Source organism: Methylophaga sp. (assembly GCF_009711715.1).
GTDB lineage: Bacteria > Pseudomonadota > Gammaproteobacteria > Nitrosococcales > Methylophagaceae > Methylophaga.
On record NZ_VENF01000004.1, the window covers coordinates 267,780 to 289,290 of the forward strand.

Consider the following 21,511-nt stretch of genomic DNA (forward strand, 5'->3'; position numbering starts at 1 on the left):
TTGCGATTAAAACTCCAGTGGCGGATTCAGTTTATCGGCCAGCTCCTGACCTTTTTTCAGATCGATACTGCCTTCGTAAATCGAACGGCCCAGAATCGCACCCATCACCCCTTCAGCTTCGGCTTCACACAAAGCCTCAATATCTTCATAGCTGCTGACACCGCCGGAGGCGATGACCGGGATCTGGATCGCACGGGCCAGTTTGCGGGTCGATTCCAGGTTCACACCCTGCATCATGCCGTCACGGCTGATATCGGTGTAGATAATGGCTTCGACGCCGTCCTGTTCAAACTGTTGCGCAATATCGATGACATCATGATTAGACAGTTTCGACCAGCCATCAATAGCAACCTTGCCGTCTTTAGCGTCCAGGCCGATGATGATGTGGCCCGGGAATTCAGCGCAGACATCGCCCACAAAGTGGGGGGCATTAATCGCCTTGGTGCCCAGAATGACATAGCGGACACCGGCGTGCAGATAGGTTTCGATGGTTTCTTCGTCACGAATACCGCCACCGACCTGAACATCCAGCTCGGGGAAGGTCTCACAGACCTTATGAATGACATCCGCATTGACCGGGTTGCCGGCGAAGGCACCGTCGAGATCGACCATATGCAGCCGTTTCGCCCCTGCTTCCACCCATTTTCGGGCGACCGCAACCGGATCATCCGAAAACACGGTATTGTCTTCCATTCGCCCCTGACGCAAACGTACGCAGTGACCTTGTTTGAGATCAATGGCAGGGATCAACAACATAAATCATTCTCCGTTAGTTGGGCGGTCATCAGCTTTGTCCGTCCCAGTTTACAAAATTTTCCAGTAACTGCAGGCCGGCGCGCTGACTTTTCTCCGGGTGGAACTGGGTCGCAAACACATTATCGCGATAAATCGCCGAAGCAAAGTCATCACCGTAATGGGTTGTGGCAGCCACCACAGCGGGGTCAGCAGGACTGACAAAATAGCCATGGACAAAATAAAAGCGGCTGTCCTGTTCAATATTTTTCCATAAGGGGTGATCACAGGTCTGATGGACCTGATTCCAGCCCATATGAGGCACTTTCAATTTATCGCCCCGGGCTGATAGCGGCTTGTTAAAGGCTTTGACTTGGCCCGGAATAATGCCGAGGGCATCAATACCGTTATTTTCTTCACTATGGCTCAGCATCGCCTGCATACCCAGGCAGATGCCCATGAAGGGTTTGCTACGGGCGGTTTCACTGACGATATCTTTGAGGCCCCGCCGTTTCAGTTCATCAATACAGTCACGTATCGCGCCCACGCCGGGGAACAGCACGTGACTGGCCGAGAGGATTTCGTCCGGATCGGAACTGACGATAACCTGAGCGGATTGCCCGGAGACGGTTTCCAGTGCCTTGGAGACTGAGCGGAGATTGCCCATGCCATAGTCGATCACTGCTACGCGACGCATCTTAAACCTGTTTACAAATCATCTTGAATAACGTTGGCGATAAGCCTGAATGGTGCGCTTATAGTGCCCCTTTGGTTGACGGTAATTGCTCCAGCGCCCGCTGATCAAGCGCAACAGCCATGCGCAGGGCACGACCAAAAGCTTTGAAAATGGTTTCAGCAATGTGATGGGCATTACGACCTTTCAGGTTATCGATATGCAGCGTGATGCCGGCATGATTCACCAGCCCCTGGAAAAACTCGTAGAAAAGATCCACATCAAAATCGCCAATCTTGTCGCGGGTAAAAGTGACATCGAACTCGAGGCCGGGGCGGCCTGACAGATCCAGTACAACGCGTGACAATGCTTCGTCCAGCGGCACATAGGCATGACCGTAGCGAACGACGCCTTTCTTGTCACCCAGCGCTTTTTTCAGTGCCTGACCAATGGTAATACCGACATCTTCAACAGTGTGGTGGGCATCAATATGCAGATCCCCGTTGGCTTTCACCGTCAGATCAAACAGGCCGTGGCGGGCGATTTGATCCATCATGTGGTCGAGAAAGGGAACGCCGGTTTCGGCTTGGAATTTGCCGCTGCCATCGAGGTTGATAGCAACGTCAATCTGCGTTTCCAGCGTGTTTCGCGCAACAGTCGCGCTACGAGCGGTCATTGTTAATCCTGATTTTATTAATAAAACGAGATAATAACTGTTTCGGACAAGGGTTTGAAGGGTTATTATAGGCAATGTTACGCACAAGGATCAGTAATGGCTCAATTGAACAACGTCACCCCGTTATTCAAAGACCTCGCCAAAGTCGAGCACGAACACAATATAGCCTGCCGTGAATGTTCACTTTACCGGCTGTGTTTACCGCTGGGTCTGCACAGTAATGACCTGGCTCAGCTCGACAAAATCATCAAGCGCAGCCAGGGCTTTACTCGTGGTGAGGCATTGTTTGCGTCAGACACACCATTCAAATCGATCTTTGTGGTGCGTTCCGGATCATTCAAAACCACGGTGCAGGCCAGCGATGGCCGCGAGCAGGTCACCGGCTTTTATTTCCCCGGTGAATTCATCGGCATGGATGCAATCTACGAACAAGCCTACAAATCCACCGCCAAGGCGCTGGAAAGCAGCAGTGTCTGTGAATTGCCGTTTGAAAAACTGCAGGAATTCGGCACCACCATGCCCCAGCTTCAGGTGCAGATGATGTCGCGACTGAGCAAAGAACTGTCCGGTGACAAAACGTTGATGTTCCTGCTGGGCAAAAAGACCGCTGAAGAGAAGCTGGCGACATTTTTGCTGTCGCTGTCCCGACGTTTCCAGGATCGCGGTTTTTCGGCGCGCGAATTTCAGCTCACCATGTCGCGCGGTGATATCGCCAACCACCTGGGGCTTGCGGTAGAAACGGTCAGTCGCCTGTTTACCCGCTTTCAGGATGAAGGTCTAATCAGTATACAGAGCAAGGCAATCAGTCTGCTCGATTCCGACAAACTCAAGCAACTCTGCGGTTGATCCCCCTACCTTACGCATAATTGATCCAGGTCAATGCGCTGATAAGCGCCCTCCCCGACAATGAGCCCATGTTTGACGTACAAGGGTTCGTCCCGGAGGAAAAAGAATGAAAAAATCGGTTTTTGCTGCTGCCATGATCACAAGCCTGGGTTTGAGCGCAGCAACGCTGCCGGCCATGGCCTATGAAGCAGGCGACTGGCTGGTTCGTGGTCGTGTGATAAACGTTAACCCAAATGATGATAGTGGCAATCTCTATATCGGCGGCGCGAGCACGGGTTCTGAAGGCGTGGAAGTTGACAGCGATACCGTTCCAGAACTTGATATCACCTATATGCTGACAAGAAACTGGGGATTGGAGCTGATTCTGGGTTATTCGGAGCATACGGTTAAAGCTCACAAAACCTGGTCTGCGCTGGGCGATGTTATTGACACCAAAGTGTTGCCACCGACGCTGACCCTGCAATATCACTTCCTGCCGGACTCCAATATTCGTCCCTATGTGGGTGTCGGTGTTAATTACACCTATTTCTTCGATGAAGAGGTCTCAGGCAATGTTTTAGACATCCCCGGTGCGGATGTGAAACTGGACAGTTCATGGGGACTGGCAGCGCAGGCAGGGGTAGACGTTGCTATTAACCAAGACTGGTTTGTTAACTTTGATGTGAAATATATCGACATCGATACTGAAGCACATTTCTCCGGCACCCCCGTCGGAAAAGCCAAAATTACTGCAGACATCGATCCCTTCGTCTGGGGCGTCGGTATCGGCCGTCGTTTCTAACCCCCTCGATGCGCGGGTGTTCAACAGCACATCCGCGCATTTTGGTTGTGTCCTCGTAGTGCCATTGGCCCTCCTTAACGGAGGGCTTTTTTTAGCGCTGATGCGGCCGGATAAATTGCCTGATACGAATGCCGAGTAAGCTCAGTACGGCAAAATAAGCCAGGGCTGCCCCAACAATCAACATCATTAGTTGCCCAAAACGCTGCCAGCCGCTCCACTCCTGCCAGGCCGCACTTGCCGGTGTGAGCCACAGCAGCAGTGCCAGCATCAGCCCATTGGCAGCAACCAGTTTGACAGCAAGCAGCCACCAGCCGCTGTTCGGTGAATAGACACCGCGACGTCGGAGTCCGATATACAGCAGGCCGGCATTTAATACAGCGGACAGTGAAGTAGCCAGTGCCAGGCCGACATGGGCCAGGTACATCATTAAGATGACATTCAACACCATATTGCTGACCATGGCGATCACCCCGATTTTGACCGGGGTTTTAGTGTCCTGGCGCGCGTAATAGCCGGGCGCCAGGACCTTGATTAATATGAATGGCAGCAGACCGAGGCCATAGGCCATCAGGCTTAATGAAGCCTTGTAGGCATCGTCAGCCGCGAATTCTCCATACTGGAACAGGGTTGTCAGTAAAGGTTGTGCCAGCGCAATCAGTCCGATAGCGGCTGGCGTACCGATAATAAAGACCCAGCGCAAAGCCCAGTCAATGGTGTCGGAAAAGCCTTCCGCTGACTGGCTGGCATGTTTTTTCGACAAGCTGGGCAGAATCACGGTCGATAAGGCAATGCCGAATACCCCCAGTGGGAATTCCACCAGGCGGTCGGAATAATAAAGCCAGGAAATACTGCCGGTGACGAGGAAAGAAGCCAGCAGCGTATCCAGCAGCAGGTTGATCTGTGCTACCGAAACCCCGAACATGGCCGGAATCATCAGCTTCGTTATTTTCCTGACGCCTTCACTGCGCCAGCCCCAGCGTGGTCTGGGCAGGGCTTTAATCTGCAGCAGGAACGGCAGCTGAAACAATAGCTGCACCACCCCGCCGATAAACACGCCCCAGGCCAGTGCTTTGACCGGTTCATCCAGATGTGGTGACAACCAGATAGCTGCAGCGATCAGGGATAAATTCAGAAACACCGGCGTGAATGCCGGCACCGCGAATTTGCCAAAACTGTTCAGTATGGATCCGGCCAGTGCGGTCAGCGAAATAAATAACAGGTAGGGAAAGGTGATTATCAGCAATTCCCCAGCCAGGGTCAGTTTGTAAGGGTCCGCGATAAAACCTGGCGCAAAGATCATAATAATGACCGGTGCAGCCAGCATGCCTACGGCACTGATCAGCATTAAAATAATCGCGAGAGTACCGCTGGTCTGTGCTATCAGTTCTTTCAGCGGTTTATCGCCACGTTCACGAAATTCGGCCAACACCGGGATAAAGGCTTGCGAAAAAGCACCCTCTGCAAACAGGCGGCGCAGGAAGTTGGGAATTTTAAAAGCGACAAAAAAGACGTCAGCACCGACGCCGGCGCCGAACAGTCTGGCGATGACAATATCCCGCAAAAAACCCAGAATTCGGGAAATGAAAGTCATGATGCTGACAACTGCGGTAGACTGAAACAGTTTTTCGCTCATTTGATACTCATAGGGTTAGTTCAACAACGGGATCAACCGGATGAAGTCATTCAAAAGCTTTAATTCTAAGGGTTTTTTACTGTTATATCTCGTTGTCTTTGCGAGTCTGCTACTTGGCTGGCTGTACAAGACGGAGCAGAAACAGGTCGATATCCGGGAAATACCACCATCACTGGCACCCTTTCTGCGTTCACCACCGCTTAACCTGCCGCAGTTTCTGCTTTATTCCGATACGCAAGCGGTACTCACTGATCAGAGCTTGCTTGGTAAGTGGACTTATGTGTATTTCACCCATCCCGCCTGTCTACCACAGTGCCAGCCGGTGTTGTCAGTCATGCATAATCTGCAGCAGCTGGCCGCAGCAAGCGAGACACAGTTTGTACTGATTAATTTCGACAGTCGTCAGGAAACATTGCGGCCGCCGTGGTGGTTGCGCAATACACCGTCGCTGCCCTTGTATGGGGGGGATAAGGCAATACTTACTGAACTGAGTGAAGCCTTTGGGTTTCTCTACCTGAGGACGCCACTGGAACGTGGTTACAGTCTCGAGCAGCAACACAGCATTTTTCTGGTTGATCCCAAAGGCCGGGCTTATGCCCGCTTCGAGCCGCCCTTTTCTTCGCCGCTGGTCCAGCAGCAATTCCTGGCATTAAGGGATTTCTATGCGCGCACTGAATAATCCGTGTCTTCTAACGCATCAGAGAAGGTTTGTGCCAGTTGCTCCAGTGTAGCGGTACGGCGGAAACTGGGCCGCCATACCAGGCCGATTTCGCGCATGGCCTGATCATTTTTATTTTCGAGCGGCACCAGGCTGATTTCCGAATGACTGACCATATCGGATTTGATCGCCATATCCGGAATCAGCGTGATCCCAAGCCCGCTGGCAACCATTTCGATCAGGGTATAAAGACTGGTGGCCTGTACACTTTTGCGCTGTGCTGATGCCGGCAATTGACAGGCGCTGAGTGCGTGCTCACGCATGCAGTGACCTTCAGCGAGCAGCAGTAGCTCATTGGTAGGCAGTTCATCGGGTTTCAGCGCTTTCTTCTGGGCCAGACGGTGCTGTCTGGGCAACGCCACCCAGAACGGCTCACGAGCAAAGATCCGATGGGTGAGGCCGCGGGTATTAAACGGAAACGCTAAAACAGCGACATCAATACTCCCCGCCTCCAGCAGATCCAGTAAGCGTTCTGACTGATCTTCAATCAGCAAAATTTCCAGATTGGGTAATTGTTTTCGCACCGTGGGCAGAACTTTGGGCAGCAGGAATGGACTGATAGTGGGAATGATACCGACCTGAATTCGGCCGGACAGCGGGTTTTTTTCTGACTGTGCCAGGTCGACAAGATCTTCACTGAGGGACAAAATCTGTTGAGCGCGTCCGGCAATCTCTTCACCAATCGGTGTCGGCAGAACTTTACGGTTTGTTCTCTCCAGCAGGGAAACTTCCAGCAGTTCTTCCAGGTCCTGTATACCGGCACTGAGTGTGGATTGAGTAACGAAACATTTTTCGGCAGCATGACCAAAATGTTTCTCTTCAACTACTGCGGTCAGGTACTGTAGCTGGCGTAGCGTGGGTAATCTCATAATCGAATTTTCCGTTTAAAATTCAAACTTTAATCAGTTATCTAAACTATCATGAATATCGGCTTTTGTATCCTGCTCTACACGTCAGGACGCTTGTTTATGAGCGTCACTCAATGTGACTCATAGCAATCCTGATTAGTTTTTGACATAGCGCGTCAAATCAGCGTGAGCATTCCCGATATTTGTTAGAATCGACGTATTCGGTTTAATTAGATCAGAAGGAGAGTTTTTCAATGAAAAAATGGCAATGCATCGTTTGCGGCTTTATTTACGATGAAGCACGAGGTTTACCGGAAGAAGGAATCCCGCCAGGTACCCGATGGGACGAGATTCCGGAAGATTGGGAATGTCCTGAATGTGGTGTTGGTAAAGGGGATTTCGAGATGGTCGAAATTTAAGGGCACACAGGATCAATCTAACAAAACATGTTCAGCCAGTTATTTTCATCTTCGAAACCCTGCTGGCTGATTTTAGAAAAAACGCACCTGCCGGTTCTCTCTAGAAAAAATTATTGTGCTGTCCCAGATTCACATTAATCAATTCCGCAATATTCTTGATGCAGAACTATTTCCTTCGCAGGGTATCAATTTTATTCTGGGCGATAATGGTTCAGGCAAAACCAGCTTGCTCGAAGCGATATTTGTATTGGCGATGGGCCGTTCGTTTCGCTCACGCTTTTTAAAGAATCTGGTCAACTATGAGCACTCACGTCTTACTCTGTTCGCTCGTTCTCTTGATAAAACACCAATTGGTCTGCAATATGACCTTCAGAGTGGTTTGCAGATTCGACTTAATAATGCACCACTCAAGCGGCTGTCAGATCTTGCCTTTCATCTCCCAGTACAGCTTATTCCGGCTAACTGTCACCAGTTCTTCGAGCAAGGTCCAAAATACCGCCGCAGGATGGTCGATTGGGGTGTGTTCCACGTGGAACATCAATTTAATTACCACTGGCAATCGTACAAAAAAGTCCTACAGCAACGTAACGCAGCCATCAAAAAACATAAACCGGTTTCAGAAATCAGCCTGTGGGATAAGGCGCTGACTGAGCATGGTCTGATTATTACCGAAATGCGGGAACTTTATCTTAAGGAATTAATAGTTCACTTCCGACCGTTTTTCAAAAAACTCTGTCCAGCATTATCAGACCACCAGTTTTCATTACGTTATATGCGAGGCTGGAATAAAGAGTCCGAACTGGCTGAGTACCTGCAAATGAACCTCGAGCGGGATCAGGCGCTGGGATATACACGCTCAGGTCCGCATGCGGCCGACTGGTCATTCAGGGTCAATGACGCTGACCCTAATGAACTGCTATCAAGAGGCCAACAAAAACTCTTTTTTCTGTCATTGAGCATGGCGCAAATCATGATTCTGGCTGAGCAGCAGCAGCGTAAAAACACCCTGCTTTTAATTGATGATTTGAGCTCTGAACTGGATTGGCATCATCAAAAAACAGTCATTAACACGCTGCGTGAACTGCCGGTTCAGAGCTTCATCAGCAGCACTAACAGGGATCTGCTTTCGCTCATTTCCCAGGAAAACGAGAAAAGGTTCCACGTGGAACACGGCATCATTTCCGAGAAAGGGCATGATGCTATCAACGCAGGTCCAGACGTAGTAGAATAATAGGTTATTCAACATCCTAGACAGGAATAGTTTGATTATGGCAACGGATAATAACAGCACCTACGACTCTTCGAATATTAAGGTATTGAAAGGACTCGACGCCGTCAGAAAAAGACCGGGCATGTACATCGGCGATACCGATGATGGCACCGGTTTACATCACATGGTGTTCGAAGTGCTGGACAACGCAATTGACGAAGCGCTGGCTGGGCACTGTAGCCAGATCGAGGTGCGTATCCATCCCGATGACTCAGTTTCAGTCATAGATAATGGACGTGGCATCCCGGTAGATATCCATGAGGAAGAAGGTGTTTCGGCCGCTGAAGTTATCATGACCGTACTGCACGCGGGCGGTAAATTTGATGACAATTCCTACAAGGTTTCAGGTGGCCTGCACGGCGTTGGTGTCTCTGTGGTCAATGCCCTCTCCAAGAAGCTGACAATGGAAATTCATCGTAATGGCCGTTTGCACAAACAGTCCTACACACACGGTGTGCCAGATGCGCCACTGAAAGACGTTGATGATACCACCCTCACCGGTACCCGCATTCAGTTCTGGCCCAGTGAAGAGACCTTCACTAATGTCAATTTCGATTACAATATTTTAGCCAAACGTATCCGCGAGCTCGCGTTCCTGAATTCCGGCGTCAGAATTAAACTGACCGATGAGCGTGATGAACGCACTGAGACTTTCTATTATGAAGGCGGTATCACGGCCTTTGTTGAGCATCTGAATAAAAACAAAACGTTGATTCATGACAACATCATCAAAATTCATGGCCTGCGTGATGATGTTACGGTTGAGCTGTCGATGCAGTGGAACGATTCCTACCAGGAAAATATTTACTGTTTCACTAATAATATTCCGCAACGTGATGGTGGTACCCATCTAGCTGGATTCCGCGCCGCCCTCACCCGTACCCTTAACCAGTACATAGAAAGTGAGGGTCTTGCCAAGAAATCCAAGGTCACGACCAGCGGTGATGATGCCCGTGAAGGTCTGACGGCGGTGTTGTCGGTGAAGGTGCCTGATCCGAAATTCAGCTCGCAAACCAAGGATAAACTGGTTTCATCAGAAGTCCGGACCATTGTCGAATCACTGGTCAATGAATTCTTCCATGATTTTCTTATTGAGAATCCGAATGATGCCAAGCTCATCGCCAACAAAATGATCGATGCAGCCCGTGCCCGTGATGCAGCCAGAAAAGCGCGAGAACTGACTCGTCGAAAAGGCGTACTGGATATTGCCGGTTTGCCGGGCAAGCTGGCGGACTGTCAGGAGCGTGATCCTGCCCTGTCTGAACTGTTCCTGGTGGAGGGTGATTCAGCAGGGGGCAGCGCCAAACAGGGCCGTGATCGACGCACGCAGGCCATATTGCCTTTGAAAGGTAAAATTCTCAATGTCGAACGGGCGCGTTTTGACAAAATGATCAGTTCGGCGGAAGTCGGCACACTGATTACCGCGCTGGGATGTGGTATCGGTCGCGATGAATACGATCCGGAGAAATTGCGTTATCACCACATCATCATCATGACTGACGCCGACGTGGATGGTTCGCATATCCGCACCCTGCTGCTGACTTTTTTCTATCGTCAGATGCCGGAGTTGATAGAGCGTGGCCACGTCTATATTGCCCAGCCGCCACTCTATAAAATCAAGAAAGGCAAGCAGGAACGTTACGTTAAAGACGACGCGGAGATGGAGCGTTACCTGACAGAAGTGGCCCTGCAGAATGCGTCACTCTATCCCTCGGCGGATGCCAGCGCGATAGAGGGTACGGCGCTGGCCTCGCTGGTTGCTGAGTACCAGACCATCAATGCGATCATCGGCCGTCTGTCCAACCACTATTACCCGGCATTCCTGGATCAACTGGTTTATCAACCGCAAATTCCGGCCTTTGGGGATCCGGCAATGGATAACTGGTTGCGGACTATTGAAACAGCAATGAACCAGGGGCTGCCAACAGGTACCAACTACAAACTGAGTATTCAGAAGCAGGAAGATGAACCGGTACCGATGGTGAATATCAGTTTCAGCCGGCACGGTATCAGCACTGATTTCCATGTACCGGGTGAGTTCTTTGATAGTACTGAATATCAGAAGATTTTGGCTTTTTCCAACAAAATCAATGGTTTATTTGGAGATGGTGCGCGCGTTGAGCGTGGTGAGCGTTCTGAGAATATCCACTACTTCTCACAAGCGGTTAACTGGCTGCTGGCTGAAGCCAGACGTGGTCAGCATGTCCAGCGCTACAAAGGGCTGGGCGAAATGAACCCGGATCAGTTGTGGGAAACCACGATGGATAAGAGCAAGCGCCGGTTGTTGCAGGTGAGGATCAATGATGCCATTGCGGCAGATGAAACCTTCAACACGCTGATGGGGGACCATGTCGAGCCGCGTCGGGAATTTATTGAAACGCATGCGTTGCAGGTATCCAATCTCGACATCTAAAGAAACATCGTAAGAAAGAGAAAAGCCCTGTCTGAATCTCCAGTCAGGGCTTTTTTATTGTCGACGGTCATGTTTAAGCGCCGTAAATAGCGATAAGAGCGATTTTCAGCCATTTCTGGAGTATCTCTGACGTTTTATCAAAAAAAGACGTCATACGGGGACTGAGAAGGCTTATAAGCGTGTCCGCTGCGAAACGAATGGCGGATAATAAAAAAGGCCCTGATCAGGGCCTTTTTTTATGCAGCACAGTTTGGGTTTAAATCAATGCAATTTGATTTTGGGGTGTACGCTGCGTCTGAACAGGTGTGACAGCGACAGCATCATCACCCGGAACGGACCGAACAGCGCCATCTGATGCATTTTGTAGAGCGACAGATACATCACCCGTGCCATCATACCTTCAATCATCATGCTGCCCCTGCTGAGATTGCCCATCAGGTTGCCGACGGTGCTATAGCGGCCCAGGGAAACCAGTGAGCCATAATCATGATATTCATATTCCGGCAGCGGCTTGTTTTTCAGACGGTTAACAATCGATTTGTAGACCAGTGACGCCATTTGGTGTGCAGCCTGGGCGCGCGGTGGCACATTCTCATCGTGGCCCTGCCATTTACAGGCGCAACAGTCGCCGATGGCATAAATATCATCGTCCAGCGTGGTTTGCAGGGTTTGTCTGACAACCAGTTGATTCATCCAGTTAGTTTCAAGCCCGTCGATGTCCTTGAGAAATTCCGGTGCCTTGATACCAGCCGCCCAGACTTTGATCGCTGCAGGAATCACACTGCCGCTTTCGGTAATGATTTCCTTGTCGTTGACTTCAACGACCCGCTCACCGGTCATCACGTTAACGCCCAGCTTATTGAGTTCTGACAAGGTCGCATCAGAAATATTTTTAGGCAGACCGGACAGAATGCGATCTGCGGCTTCGATAATCGTGATTTTCACGTCCTGTGGGTTAACTTCATCCAGGCCGTAAGCGGTCAGTAGATGAGACACTTCATGTAACTGGGCGCTGAGTTCTACGCCGGTTGCACCGGCACCGACAATGGCAATATTGAGCTGGCCTTCATCCAGTGGTTTGCCCTGTGTATGGGCGCGTAGATAGGTTTGCAGCAGTTTGCTCTGGAAAACCTCGGCTTGTTTGGTGGTATCCAGAAACAGGCAGTGTTCACGCACACCCTTGATGCCAAAATCGTGACTGATACTGCCAACCGAAATAACCAGGTAATCATAGTCAAAGTTGCGGCGGGGAATGATTTCTACGCCTTCATTGTTGAGTGTGGGGGCTACAGAAATCTGTTTGTTTTTACGATCCAGACCATCCATACGGCCGAGGCGAAAGCGAAACCCGCTGTAGTTGGCCTGACCCAGGTATTCGATCTCGTCTTCATGCGAGTCCAGCGTACCGGCTGCCACTTCGTGCAGCAGAGGTTTCCAGATATGGGTGTGGGTGCTGTCTACCAGAGTAACCTGGGCTTTACCTTTTTTGCCCAGTTTCTTGCCGAGTTTAGTGACCAGTTCCAGGCCACCTGCTCCGCCGCCAACAACGACAATTTTGGGGATGTGGTTTGACATTCGCTATGGCTCCAATCCGACGCTTAATAGTGAGGACTGCAGGTCTTTCGATTTAGCGGCATCGGGATTCTGCGCTGCGGAATCAGCGTACACCTAAACGAGCCTGGAAAGATCAATGAGTCCATCGAGTAAAACCGTGATTTTAACGTAAAAAACCCTATAAAAACTATCTTATTTTTACTACAGGGGCGGACTCTGGCAAAATTAATGATCTTGATCAATTTTAGAGACCACAAATGCAAGCAAGGCCCGAAAAACCACGCCTGGCCTGGGCTGTCACCGGTTCCGGACATTATCTGGAAGAGTGTCTGGAAATCATCCGCGAATTGGATGATGTTGATCTGTTTTACAGCCGTGCCGGTGAGGAGGTCATCAGAATGTACGGTCACGACCCGAAATCCATCGTGCCGGAAGGCCGTATTTACCGTGACCGTGCCGCTAGTGCCCCGCCTGTTGGCCTGTTTTATCGCGGTGACTACCACACACTGGTAGTAGCGCCGGCTACTTCCAACACGGTAGCTAAGATGGTGTTGGGCCTGTCCGACACGCTGGTCACCAATATCTATGCCCAGGCAGGTAAATGTCAGGTGCCGAGCATTGTACTGGCCTGCGATGCGATCCCTGAAGTGGATACGCCCGCACCGGACCGCATCGTCAGGCTGTGGCCTCGCCAGGTCGATCTCGAGCATACCGCCAGACTGAAAACCCACGAGGCTACCACGGTGGTTGAGACAGCCGGACAACTCTCTGAAGCGATAAAAAAACGCCTGGCAGAGGTAGGTTGAGCCCGACGATGGCTGACCGGATTCTGTTTCTGACCGGTAAACTGGCGGAACCCAGTGTGCGTAAGGTTCTGCAGGAAATGGCGCCGCTGCCGTTCGATTATCAGGTGCATCAGCTGGGCTTGTCAGTGGCCGCGCTGATGACAGACAAAATGATTGCCAGGCGTCTCAAACCGGAAGATTATCAGGGCTATGATGAAATTATCGTTCCGGGGCGCTGCCGTGGTGATCTGGCAGCCCTGAGCCAGGAGCTCGGCATTAAAGTCACGCGAGGTCCTGAAGAAATCAAGGATCTGCCAGTGCATTTCGGTAAAGCCCGCAAACAGCCTGATCTCAGCCGCTATGACGTTAATATTTTTGCTGAGATTGTCGATGCGCCGGAGCGCAGTATCGACAGTCTCATAGCGCGGGCACAATATTACCGCGATAACGGTGCCGATGTAATTGATATTGGCTGCCTGCCACAGGAAGATTTTCCACATCTGGAAGAGGCGATACAAGCGCTGCATGGAGAGGGTTTCAAGGTAAGTGTGGACTCACTGTCACTACCCGACCTACAACGTGCTGCTAAAGCGGGTGCCGATTATCTGCTGAGCCTGACCGAAGAAACGATTGACCTGGCCAGGGAAACGGATGCGGTGCCGATTCTGGTCCCCGCAGAGCCGGGTTCACTGGTGTCACTGGAACGGGCCATGGAGGCCATGGATAAAATCGGTAAACCCTGGATCGCAGACCCGATACTGGATCCGATTCATTTCGGTCTCACCGCTTCTATCGTCCGCTACCATGAACTGCGGCAGAAATACCCGCAGGCACCGATAATGATGGGGGTGGGTAATCTCACTGAATTGACCGACGCTGATACCAGCGGCATCAATGCGATGCTGTTCGGCATAATTTCCGAGCTGAATATCAATTGCGTGCTGGCGACAGAAGTCAGTCCGCATGCCCGCCGCGCGATTCGTGAGGCTGATGTGGCCAGGCGTATGATGTATGCCGCTAAAGACGATAACAGCCTGCCGCGGGATTTTACCGCTGACCTGCTGGTTGCCCATGAACGGCGGCCATTTACTGATAGCGCGGATGAAATTCGCGAACTGGCCAAAAATATCAAAGATCCCAACTACCGGATCAAAATTGCCCGGGAAGGCATTTTCATGTTCAATCGCGACGGTTTACTGCATGATACCGACCCGTTTGAGTTTTATCCCCAGTTACAGGTGGAAAATGATCCGGGCCATGCATTTTACCTCGGTGTCGAGCTGGCACGGGCTGAAATTGCCTGGCAACTGGGCAAACGCTACACCCAGGATGAAGATCTGGAATGGGGCTGCGCAGTCGAAAAACCGGAAGAAGATCTGATCCGGCAGAAAGCCGAAGGCACGACCATGAAGAAACGCAGAACAGATCGGGCCTGCGGCACCGCGGATAAGCCCAAGAAAAAGAAGGAGCGCGCCTGTGGCACGGCTGACAAGTCGGATACATGAGGTCATCGTCACGACCGTGGATGAAGCCGGAAATCCACACTCGGCCCCGATGGGGATTAGTGAAGTAAATGGTTACTTTCACGTTAAGCCTTTCAAGCCGTCAACAACCTATAACAACTTAAAGCGTCACCGGCAGTGCACCATCAACTACATTGATGATGTCAGGGTGTTTGCCGGTGCCTTGACCGGCAGACGGGAATGGCCGACCCTGCCCTGCAGCCGGATTGAAGGCGCCTATCTGGCACAGGCATTGGCGCACAGTGAACTGGAAATGCTTCGGTTTGATGATGATGACCCGCGAGCCTGTTTTTATGGTGAGGTGGTGGAGGAGAAGATACATGCCCCCTTCCGCGGCTTTAACCGAGCACAAAGTGCGGTGGTGGAAGCAGCGATTCTGGTCAGTCGCTTGGGTATGTTGCCGGAGGAGAAAATTCGCGAGGAAATCAACTATCTGCAGATAGGTATCGATAAAACCGCCGGTGCCCGTGAACTGGAAGCCTGGGGCTGGCTGATGGACAAAATCAAACAAGCAGGCATAGATATTCAACATGACTAAATGGCTGGCGAGTGTGCAATCGCTCGAAGAAGCAAAAGCGTTATCGCAGACGCTGCCGGATATTCTGGATTTGAAAGATCCGGCCAGTGGCGCGCTGGGTGCGCTGCCATTAACGACAGTGCAATCAGTAGTGCAATGGGTGAATGGTCGCTGTCAGACCAGTGCGACGGTGGGCGACCTGGTGATGCAGTCGGACGTTATTACTGAAGCAGTAAAAGCAATGGCGGCCACCGGTGTTGATTATGTCAAAGTGGGTTTGTTTGCACAGCCTATGCTGGAAGCCTGCCTGGCCCGGTTGCATGAAGCGCTGATTGAACTTGAAACACCGGTCATTGCAGTGTTGTTTGCGGATCAGCCGGGTGATATATCATTGGTTAGCAAGATAAAACGGGCCGGGTTCAGTGGCGTGATGGTGGATACCGCCAGCAAAAATGGTCTACGACTGCTTGATCACTGGAGTACAACCGAGCTGAACGACTTTATCAGTGCGTCCCGTGAGCATCAGCTGCTGTGCGGTCTTGCCGGAGCTCTGGCTATTGAGGACATCGCAACGCTCGAACCGCTGGGTGCCGATTATCTGGGCTTTCGCAGCGCGCTCTGTGAGCGTCGTCAACGCACCCTCAGCCTGCAACCGGCACGTGCATTGGCGATTCAGGAGCGCATGCAAAGTTATGGTCTTGCCAGTTAAGATTTAATTCTCGGCGACGGTGCCCGCGACCAGTTTCATGACCAGCGGACGGACCAGCATGACACAGATAAAGGCCGACGGCATTGCGACTTCATAAGCATGAAAGGCGCTTAACAGGTAATGCTGATCAAAACCCTGATTCACCGCAGTAATGATCAGGCACATCAAGGCCGCCATAATCGCTGACATATAAAACGCAAAGACCACTGGTGTCAGTCTGGCCGGCAATTTTCTATTGCTGAGTATTAAGGCTCTGCGCATCTCCCCTTCTCCCTGCCTGTCAATCATTGCACACAGTTTAATGTGTGCGTGGCAATGCCACTAGCGGTGTGAAGCTATCTAGACTGTTAAGCTAAACTTAATTAATAAAGAAAGAATGGGTTGATATGACTTATGGAAAATCTTCGCGGTATTGAAAGTTTTGTCCGGGCAGTTGAGCTTGGCAGCATTGCTGCGGCAGCGCGGGCACTGGCCGTCAGTCCGGCAGCAACCAGCCAGAATATTGCCCGGCTTGAGACGCAGATCGGCGCACGTTTGCTGACCCGAACCACCCGAAAACTGGCACTCACAGATGCCGGAGAGATTTATTATCAGCGGGTGAAAGGCTTAATGCAGGAGTTGGAACTGGCCGAACAAGCGGTCTCGGCACTGCAGGGTGAGGTCGGCGGAAAACTGAAAATTGCCTGTTCGGCAGCCTTCGCCCGCCATGTTCTGGCACCAAAGCTGGCGGGCTTTCAGCGAGCTTATCCACAGATCAGTCTGGAGCTCATTGCTACTGACCGGCGGACCGATCATATCGTGGAAGGTGTCGATGTCAGTATCCGTATTCGTCAGCAACTGGAAGAGAATATGGTGGCAAGAAAACTGGCCACGGTGCCGTTGTTGTTCTGTGCCTCTCCCGATTATCTGGCGCGGGCCGGTTATCCGATATCGCCGCAGGCTCTGTTACAGCATGACTGCCTGATGTTTCGCGTCCCGGTCGATGGCCGCATTTTCCGCTGGGCCTTTATTCGAGACGGTCGGCGATATGAACCGAAAGTTAAAGTCGCCATGATTAGTGATGATATCGATACACTGGCCAGAATGGCCGTCAGCGGTGGGGGGATAGCCCGTCTGGCAGCGTTTGTTGCCCGCCCCTATTTAGACAATGGAGATCTGATAGCGCTGTTCGAACAGGGGCCACAGGTGGAAGTGGAGGCAGAACCGCTGGAGTTTTATTTCTGTGTCACCGATCGTTATGCCCGCACTCCCAAGGTGGCGGCTTTGTATGATTACCTGACGGCGCACTTGCCGGCTATCTGGCGGCAATAACAGCAGTGACCGGGCTTCCGTTCCCGGTGTGCTGAGGAAGCTGACTTCAGGCAGCTGCGTTCTGCCGTAATGCGCCTGCAGCCTGCACCATGGCCTCCAGTGCCGGTTTGACTTCACTCCACTGACGGGTTTTGAGGCCACAGTCAGGATTGACCCATAAACGTTCGGGGGGAATCCGTTCGGCCGCTTTTTCCATCAGCTCACGAATCTGAGCTACGGCCGGAATATTAGGGCTGTGGATATCGTAAACGCCAGGGCCGATTTCATTGGGGTAATCAAAAGCGTTAAATACGTCCAGCAGTTCCATATCCGAACGCGAGGTTTCGATGGTGATCACATCGGCATCCATCGCGGCAATCGATTCGATAATGTCATTGAACTCGGAATAGCACATATGGGTATGGATCTGTGTCTCATCCTGGACGCCGTTGGCTGAAATACGAAAACAGTTGACCGCCCAGTCCAGGTACTGTTTCCAGCCGCTGCGACGCAGTGGCAGCCCTTCCCGCAAAGCGGCTTCATCAATCTGAATAATACGAACACCCTGTTGCTCCAGATCCAGCACCTCATCGCGGATGGCCAGTGCCAGCTGCAGGCAGGTTTGCTCACGAGGCTGATCGTCACGGACAAAAGACCAGTTGAGCATCGTCACCGGCCCGGTCAGCATGCCCTTGACCGGTTTGTCGGTCAGCGACTGGGCATAGGCAATCCAGTCAACCGTCATCGCTTTGGGCCGCTCAATATCACCAAAAATGACCGGTGGTTTGACGCAGCGTGAACCATAAGACTGAACCCAGCCAAAACGGGTGAAGGTATAACCATCCAGCTGTTCACCGAAATATTCGACCATATCGTTACGCTCAGCTTCACCATGGACCAGCACATCGAGACCGACTTTTTCCTGTTCGGCAATGGCATATTCAATCTGCTGCTGCATAGCACGGTGATAAGTGGCTTCGTCCAGATCGCCACGGCGATACTGCAGCCGGCTCTGGCGGATGGTGGTCGTCTGCGGAAAGGACCCAATGGTTGTGGTTGGAAACAGTGGCAGAGGATATCTGGACCGTTGTAATCGACGGCGTTCCGGGTAAGGGCTATGCCGTTGTCCCCAGTCGCTGGTAACTGCCTGCAGGCGTTGCTGTACGGCAGCTTTGTGAACTTTTGCCGAGTCCCGACGGCTTTGAATCGCTCTGGCGTTAGCGGTCAGTTCAGCCTTAACGCCGTCACGCCCGTGGTTCAGAGCCAGTGCCAGCAAATTCAGTTCATCGAGTTTCTGTACCGCAAAGGCCAGCCAGTTTTTGATATCCGAATCCAGTTCGGTTTCCTGTTCCAGATCCACCGGCACATGCAGCAAGGAACAGGAAGGTGCCAGCCACAGGCGTTTGCCCAGACGCTTATATATGGGCTCAAGCCAGTCCAATAGACCATTCAGATCGCTTTTCCAGATATTGCGGCCATTGATCACACCCAAAGACAGGGTTTTGTGAGCAGGCAGCCAGTCGACGACTTTAATAACTTCCTCGCGGCCATTGATGGTATCGATATGCAGACCGGCAGTCGGCAGTTCGCAGGCCAGATGCAGGTTTTCACCCAGTGGTGCGAAGTAACTGGTCAGCAGGAGTCGTAACGGCGTTTTATTGAGGGCGAAATAAGCCTGGCTCAAGGCATGTTGCCAATCCTGGTCAAGCTCGGTCGCCAGCACCGGTTCATCAATCTGAACCCAGTCGGCTCCTTCAGCAGCGAGGCTTAACAGGCATTGTTCATAGACCGGCAGCAGGTCATCCAGTAAGGCCAGCTTGTTACTGTTGTCCTTTGCCTTGCCCAGCCAGAGGTAACTGACGGGGCCCAATAAAACAGGTTTGGCCTGATGGCCCTCGGCGCGGGCCTCACGGAATTGTGTCAATAGCCGTTCAGCATCCAATTCGAAGCGGGTCTCAGCATTGAACTCGGGCACCAGGTAGTGGTAATTGGTATCAAACCATTTGGTCATTTCCGCCGCAGCGATGGGGGTTTGCTGCAATTGTTTGGAAGATTGGCCCCGTGCGGCCTGAAAGTACTGATCGGTTTCGGCCAGCCGGCTGTCAGTGCGGGATGGCAGATTACCCACCAGCAGACTGGTGTCGAGCACATGATCATAGAGAGAAAAATCGCCGACCGGCAGCCAGTCGAGTTTCTGCTGATACTGCCAGTGCCGCTGACGCAGCGCTGTTGCGGTCTCTTCCAGTTCCTGCAGCGACGACTCGCCGCGCCAGTATTTTTCCAGTGCAAATTTGAGCTCACGACGTTTGCCGATTCTCGGAAAGCCGAGGTTGTGGGTAGTAATCATTTTCTGTCCTTTGTTTTACCAATGGCGGATATTGTAAGGACTGAGTCAGATGAGTAATAATGATATTTTTTACCTTATTCATGAGAATAACTAATAGATGATTGAGCGCAGCCACCTCAAAATTATTCAGGCACTGGCCGAACACGGCACTCTCACCGCTGCCGCAAATGCCTTGTTTGTGACACAGCCGGCACTGTCACATCAGATGCGCTATCTGGAGCAGAAGCTGGAAGTCAGTTTATGGGAACGTCAGGGCCGTAAATTACGGCTGACTCAGGCCGGCGAGCTGTTGCTGAGGGTGGCTGGTCAGCTGCTGCCGGTGCTTGAGCAGACCGAAAACACGCTAAAGGCCTATGCCGAGGGTAAGCAGGGTATTCTCCGCCTGGGCGTTGAATGTCATCCCTGTTACGAGTGGCTTAAAGGGGTTTTGGCAGACTACCTGGTGCTGATGCCGAAAATGGATGTGGATATAGTCCATAAGTTTCAGTTTTCCGGACTGCAGGGGCTACTGAATTATCATATTGATTTGCTGGTCACGCCCGACAAGGTTAATCATCAGGGCGTCGTCTATGCGCCACTGTTTGATTATGAGCTGGTCCTGTTGGTGGCGCGGCAAAATCCAATGGCAACAAATCAGTTTGTTGAAGCTGATGCGTTAGCCGGTGAGTTATTACTTACTTTCCCGGTTCCGCATGAGCGACTTGATATTTATACGCAGTTTCTGATGCCTGCCGGTATTAGTCCCAGAAACAAGGCCATGGCCTCGCTGGATATCATGATACAGATGGCTGCATTGAACCGGGGCGTTACAATTCTGCCGGACTGGCTCGCAAGGCAGTATACCGAGACCCTACCCGTCACCACATTGCGGCTGGGGAAAAAAGGCGTGATGAAAACCCTGTTTGCTGCGATGCGTGAAGGCGAGGAAACGATACCCTATATGAACAGCTTTATTGAACTGGGTCAGCAGAAGGCCATCAGTTAATCAGGCATCAAGCACCCGGAACAGCATTTCACGAATGGTTTGCGGTTCGAAAGGTTTATCAAGAATGGCGGAGACACCGGCCTGCTGCACATTCCCCAGCCGGGTTTGATTGTTTTCGGTGGTGGCCATCAAAATCGGCAGCACCACATCGCCCATTTCATCGCGGATGTAACGGGTCAACTCATGACCATCCATTTCCGGCATGTTGAGGTCAGTCACCACCAGATCATAACTGTGTCGGCCCAGCAGACTGACGGCTTCGCGGCCGTTTTCTGCCAGATCAATGTTGTGAATGCCCATGCTGGCCAGAACACGTGACAGATGATTGCGGGAGGTGAAGCTGTCATCGACCAGCAGAATATTCAGTTCGCTGACATCGTAACTTTCCAGTTCAATTTCGCTGGGATCAATCACATCCAGTGTGGCGCGGATGGCGCGGCGCAGGTCGCTTGAATCAAAAGGCTTGGGCAGAATCGCCATCACCCCTGCCTGGCGAATCGGTTCCAGCGCTGCCTGACCTGTTTCACTGGAAATCAGCATAAACGCGATGTTGCTGTCGATAGCCTGAACACCGCTGATCAGTTCATCGGCCGTCATATCTGGCAGATACATGGCAGAAATAACCAGGTCCGGCGGATACTGAGCGATATGAGAGAGCGCCTCTTCTCCATTACTCACGCCATCAATTTTGCTGATTCCTTCCTGTTGAAGATGGCGCATGATGAGCTTGAGCTGCATGGCAGACGGTTCAACCAGCAGAATAGACAGATCGGCAGCAGTCAGCGACATAAC

Annotated in this window: 21 protein-coding genes; 12 read left to right on the plus strand and 9 right to left on the minus strand. The window is 51.6% G+C overall.

Annotation, left to right across the window (positions count from 1 at the left end):
* Positions 1-6 precede the first annotated feature (6 nt).
* From hisA to hisB, 3 genes are read right to left on the minus strand one after another with little or no spacing between them, the layout of a single operon-like run.
* Positions 7-756 (minus strand): 1-(5-phosphoribosyl)-5-[(5-phosphoribosylamino)methylideneamino]imidazole-4-carboxamide isomerase, encoded by a 750-nt coding sequence (gene hisA, locus FH755_RS03815; protein WP_292438824.1) that lies wholly within the window; start codon positions 754-756, stop codon positions 7-9.
* Between the two features lie 28 nt (positions 757-784).
* Entirely contained in the window at positions 785-1,429 is a 645-nt protein-coding gene (hisH, locus tag FH755_RS03820; protein WP_292438826.1) for an imidazole glycerol phosphate synthase subunit HisH, read from the minus strand.
* 58 nt (positions 1,430-1,487) lie between these two features.
* Positions 1,488-2,081 (minus strand): imidazoleglycerol-phosphate dehydratase HisB, encoded by a 594-nt coding sequence (gene hisB / locus FH755_RS03825; RefSeq protein ID WP_292438828.1) that lies wholly within the window; start codon positions 2,079-2,081, stop codon positions 1,488-1,490.
* A 96-nt stretch (positions 2,082-2,177) separates the two neighbouring features.
* On the opposite strand from hisB, the gene fnr reads away from it, so the two are divergent.
* Both fnr and FH755_RS03835 read left to right on the plus strand, forming a co-directional pair.
* The gene (gene fnr / locus FH755_RS03830; RefSeq protein WP_292438830.1) at positions 2,178-2,927 is read left to right on the plus strand and encodes a fumarate/nitrate reduction transcriptional regulator Fnr; all 750 of its coding nucleotides are present in this window, start codon (positions 2,178-2,180) and stop codon (positions 2,925-2,927) included.
* A gap of 106 nt (positions 2,928-3,033) precedes the next feature.
* The gene (locus FH755_RS03835) at positions 3,034-3,708 is read left to right on the plus strand and encodes an OmpW family protein (RefSeq protein WP_292438832.1); all 675 of its coding nucleotides are present in this window, start codon (positions 3,034-3,036) and stop codon (positions 3,706-3,708) included.
* Between the two features lie 91 nt (positions 3,709-3,799).
* Here the strand turns inward: FH755_RS03835 and murJ are convergent, their stop codons facing one another.
* Positions 3,800-5,341: a murein biosynthesis integral membrane protein MurJ gene (murJ, locus tag FH755_RS03840; RefSeq protein ID WP_292438834.1), complete on the minus strand. Its 1,542-nt coding sequence runs from the start codon at positions 5,339-5,341 to the stop codon at positions 3,800-3,802.
* Between the two features lie 40 nt (positions 5,342-5,381).
* Between murJ and FH755_RS03845 the strand changes: the two genes are divergently transcribed.
* The gene (locus tag FH755_RS03845) at positions 5,382-6,020 is read left to right on the plus strand and encodes an SCO family protein (protein WP_292438836.1); all 639 of its coding nucleotides are present in this window, start codon (positions 5,382-5,384) and stop codon (positions 6,018-6,020) included.
* Here FH755_RS03845 and FH755_RS03850 read toward each other — a convergent pair.
* The gene (locus FH755_RS03850) at positions 6,002-6,928 is read right to left on the minus strand and encodes a hydrogen peroxide-inducible genes activator (RefSeq protein ID WP_292438838.1); all 927 of its coding nucleotides are present in this window, start codon (positions 6,926-6,928) and stop codon (positions 6,002-6,004) included. The two genes, FH755_RS03845 and FH755_RS03850, sit on opposite strands and share 19 nt — an antisense overlap.
* A gap of 233 nt (positions 6,929-7,161) precedes the next feature.
* On the opposite strand from FH755_RS03850, the gene FH755_RS03855 reads away from it, so the two are divergent.
* From FH755_RS03855 to gyrB, 3 genes are all read left to right on the plus strand, one after another.
* The gene (locus FH755_RS03855; RefSeq protein ID WP_292438839.1) at positions 7,162-7,326 is read left to right on the plus strand and encodes a rubredoxin; all 165 of its coding nucleotides are present in this window, start codon (positions 7,162-7,164) and stop codon (positions 7,324-7,326) included.
* 115 nt (positions 7,327-7,441) lie between these two features.
* Positions 7,442-8,557: a DNA replication/repair protein RecF gene (gene recF, locus FH755_RS03860; RefSeq protein WP_292438841.1), complete on the plus strand. Its 1,116-nt coding sequence runs from the start codon at positions 7,442-7,444 to the stop codon at positions 8,555-8,557.
* Positions 8,558-8,594: 37 nt separating this feature from the next.
* Positions 8,595-11,009 (plus strand): DNA topoisomerase (ATP-hydrolyzing) subunit B, encoded by a 2,415-nt coding sequence (gene gyrB, locus FH755_RS03865; protein ID WP_292438842.1) that lies wholly within the window; start codon positions 8,595-8,597, stop codon positions 11,007-11,009.
* Positions 11,010-11,270: 261 nt separating this feature from the next.
* On the opposite strand, the gene FH755_RS03870 is transcribed toward gyrB, so the two are convergent.
* On the minus strand, positions 11,271-12,584 hold the full coding sequence (locus tag FH755_RS03870; protein ID WP_292438844.1) for an NAD(P)/FAD-dependent oxidoreductase: 1,314 nt from the start codon (positions 12,582-12,584) through the stop codon (positions 11,271-11,273).
* Positions 12,585-12,820: 236 nt separating this feature from the next.
* On the opposite strand from FH755_RS03870, the gene FH755_RS03875 reads away from it, so the two are divergent.
* Genes FH755_RS03875 through FH755_RS03890 form a run of 4 tightly spaced genes read left to right on the plus strand, consistent with a single transcriptional unit; the run spans position 12,821 to position 16,097 of the window.
* Complete coding sequence (locus tag FH755_RS03875; protein ID WP_292438846.1) at positions 12,821-13,369, plus strand: flavoprotein; 549 nt, start codon at positions 12,821-12,823, stop codon at positions 13,367-13,369.
* An 8-nt stretch (positions 13,370-13,377) separates the two neighbouring features.
* Positions 13,378-14,853, plus strand: a complete 1,476-nt coding sequence (locus FH755_RS03880; protein ID WP_292438848.1) for a DUF6513 domain-containing protein — start codon at positions 13,378-13,380, stop codon at positions 14,851-14,853.
* A complete protein-coding gene (locus FH755_RS03885; protein WP_292438849.1) occupies positions 14,825-15,409 on the plus strand; it encodes a DUF447 domain-containing protein in 585 nt (194 codons plus the stop codon). Before FH755_RS03880 ends, FH755_RS03885 begins: the two co-directional genes overlap by 29 nt.
* Positions 15,402-16,097: a (5-formylfuran-3-yl)methyl phosphate synthase gene (locus FH755_RS03890; RefSeq protein WP_292438851.1), complete on the plus strand. Its 696-nt coding sequence runs from the start codon at positions 15,402-15,404 to the stop codon at positions 16,095-16,097. Before FH755_RS03885 ends, FH755_RS03890 begins: the two co-directional genes overlap by 8 nt.
* Before the next feature lie 3 nt (positions 16,098-16,100).
* On the opposite strand, the gene FH755_RS03895 is transcribed toward FH755_RS03890, so the two are convergent.
* A complete protein-coding gene (locus FH755_RS03895) occupies positions 16,101-16,358 on the minus strand; it encodes a DUF2798 domain-containing protein (RefSeq protein WP_292438853.1) in 258 nt (85 codons plus the stop codon).
* A 132-nt stretch (positions 16,359-16,490) separates the two neighbouring features.
* On the opposite strand from FH755_RS03895, the gene FH755_RS03900 reads away from it, so the two are divergent.
* A complete protein-coding gene (locus tag FH755_RS03900; RefSeq protein ID WP_292438854.1) occupies positions 16,491-17,408 on the plus strand; it encodes a LysR family transcriptional regulator in 918 nt (305 codons plus the stop codon).
* 46 nt (positions 17,409-17,454) lie between these two features.
* On the opposite strand, the gene metE is transcribed toward FH755_RS03900, so the two are convergent.
* Entirely contained in the window at positions 17,455-19,734 is a 2,280-nt protein-coding gene (metE, locus tag FH755_RS03905; protein WP_292438856.1) for a 5-methyltetrahydropteroyltriglutamate--homocysteine S-methyltransferase, read from the minus strand.
* 97 nt (positions 19,735-19,831) lie between these two features.
* Between metE and FH755_RS03910 the strand changes: the two genes are divergently transcribed.
* Complete coding sequence (locus FH755_RS03910) at positions 19,832-20,719, plus strand: LysR family transcriptional regulator (RefSeq protein WP_292438857.1); 888 nt, start codon at positions 19,832-19,834, stop codon at positions 20,717-20,719.
* Here the strand turns inward: FH755_RS03910 and FH755_RS03915 are convergent, their stop codons facing one another.
* Positions 20,720-21,508, minus strand: coding sequence for a response regulator (locus FH755_RS03915; RefSeq protein WP_292438859.1), 789 nt, complete (start codon positions 21,506-21,508; stop codon positions 20,720-20,722). It lies immediately after the preceding gene.
* Positions 21,509-21,511: the final 3 nt, after the last annotated feature.

What these genes read in the sequence shown, in the direction of transcription:
- hisA (WP_292438824.1), bottom strand. Translation starts at nt 756, where the DNA reads ATGTTGTTGATCCCTGCCATTGATCTCAAACAAGGTCACTGCGTACGT.
- hisH (WP_292438826.1), bottom strand. Translation starts at nt 1,429, where the DNA reads ATGCGTCGCGTAGCAGTGATCGACTATGGCATGGGCAATCTCCGCTCA.
- hisB (WP_292438828.1), bottom strand. Translation starts at nt 2,081, where the DNA reads ATGACCGCTCGTAGCGCGACTGTTGCGCGAAACACGCTGGAAACGCAG.
- fnr (WP_292438830.1), top strand. Translation starts at nt 2,178, where the DNA reads ATGGCTCAATTGAACAACGTCACCCCGTTATTCAAAGACCTCGCCAAA.
- FH755_RS03835 (WP_292438832.1), top strand. Translation starts at nt 3,034, where the DNA reads ATGAAAAAATCGGTTTTTGCTGCTGCCATGATCACAAGCCTGGGTTTG.
- murJ (WP_292438834.1), bottom strand. Translation starts at nt 5,341, where the DNA reads ATGAGCGAAAAACTGTTTCAGTCTACCGCAGTTGTCAGCATCATGACT.
- FH755_RS03845 (WP_292438836.1), top strand. Translation starts at nt 5,382, where the DNA reads ATGAAGTCATTCAAAAGCTTTAATTCTAAGGGTTTTTTACTGTTATAT.
- FH755_RS03850 (WP_292438838.1), bottom strand. Translation starts at nt 6,928, where the DNA reads ATGAGATTACCCACGCTACGCCAGCTACAGTACCTGACCGCAGTAGTT.
- FH755_RS03855 (WP_292438839.1), top strand. Translation starts at nt 7,162, where the DNA reads ATGAAAAAATGGCAATGCATCGTTTGCGGCTTTATTTACGATGAAGCA.
- gyrB (WP_292438842.1), top strand. Translation starts at nt 8,595, where the DNA reads ATGGCAACGGATAATAACAGCACCTACGACTCTTCGAATATTAAGGTA.
- FH755_RS03870 (WP_292438844.1), bottom strand. Translation starts at nt 12,584, where the DNA reads ATGTCAAACCACATCCCCAAAATTGTCGTTGTTGGCGGCGGAGCAGGT.
- FH755_RS03875 (WP_292438846.1), top strand. Translation starts at nt 12,821, where the DNA reads ATGCAAGCAAGGCCCGAAAAACCACGCCTGGCCTGGGCTGTCACCGGT.
- FH755_RS03880 (WP_292438848.1), top strand. Translation starts at nt 13,378, where the DNA reads ATGGCTGACCGGATTCTGTTTCTGACCGGTAAACTGGCGGAACCCAGT.
- FH755_RS03890 (WP_292438851.1), top strand. Translation starts at nt 15,402, where the DNA reads ATGACTAAATGGCTGGCGAGTGTGCAATCGCTCGAAGAAGCAAAAGCG.
- FH755_RS03895 (WP_292438853.1), bottom strand. Translation starts at nt 16,358, where the DNA reads ATGCGCAGAGCCTTAATACTCAGCAATAGAAAATTGCCGGCCAGACTG.
- FH755_RS03900 (WP_292438854.1), top strand. Translation starts at nt 16,491, where the DNA reads ATGGAAAATCTTCGCGGTATTGAAAGTTTTGTCCGGGCAGTTGAGCTT.
- metE (WP_292438856.1), bottom strand. Translation starts at nt 19,734, where the DNA reads ATGATTACTACCCACAACCTCGGCTTTCCGAGAATCGGCAAACGTCGT.
- FH755_RS03910 (WP_292438857.1), top strand. Translation starts at nt 19,832, where the DNA reads ATGATTGAGCGCAGCCACCTCAAAATTATTCAGGCACTGGCCGAACAC.
- FH755_RS03915 (WP_292438859.1), bottom strand. Translation starts at nt 21,508, where the DNA reads ATGTCGCTGACTGCTGCCGATCTGTCTATTCTGCTGGTTGAACCGTCT.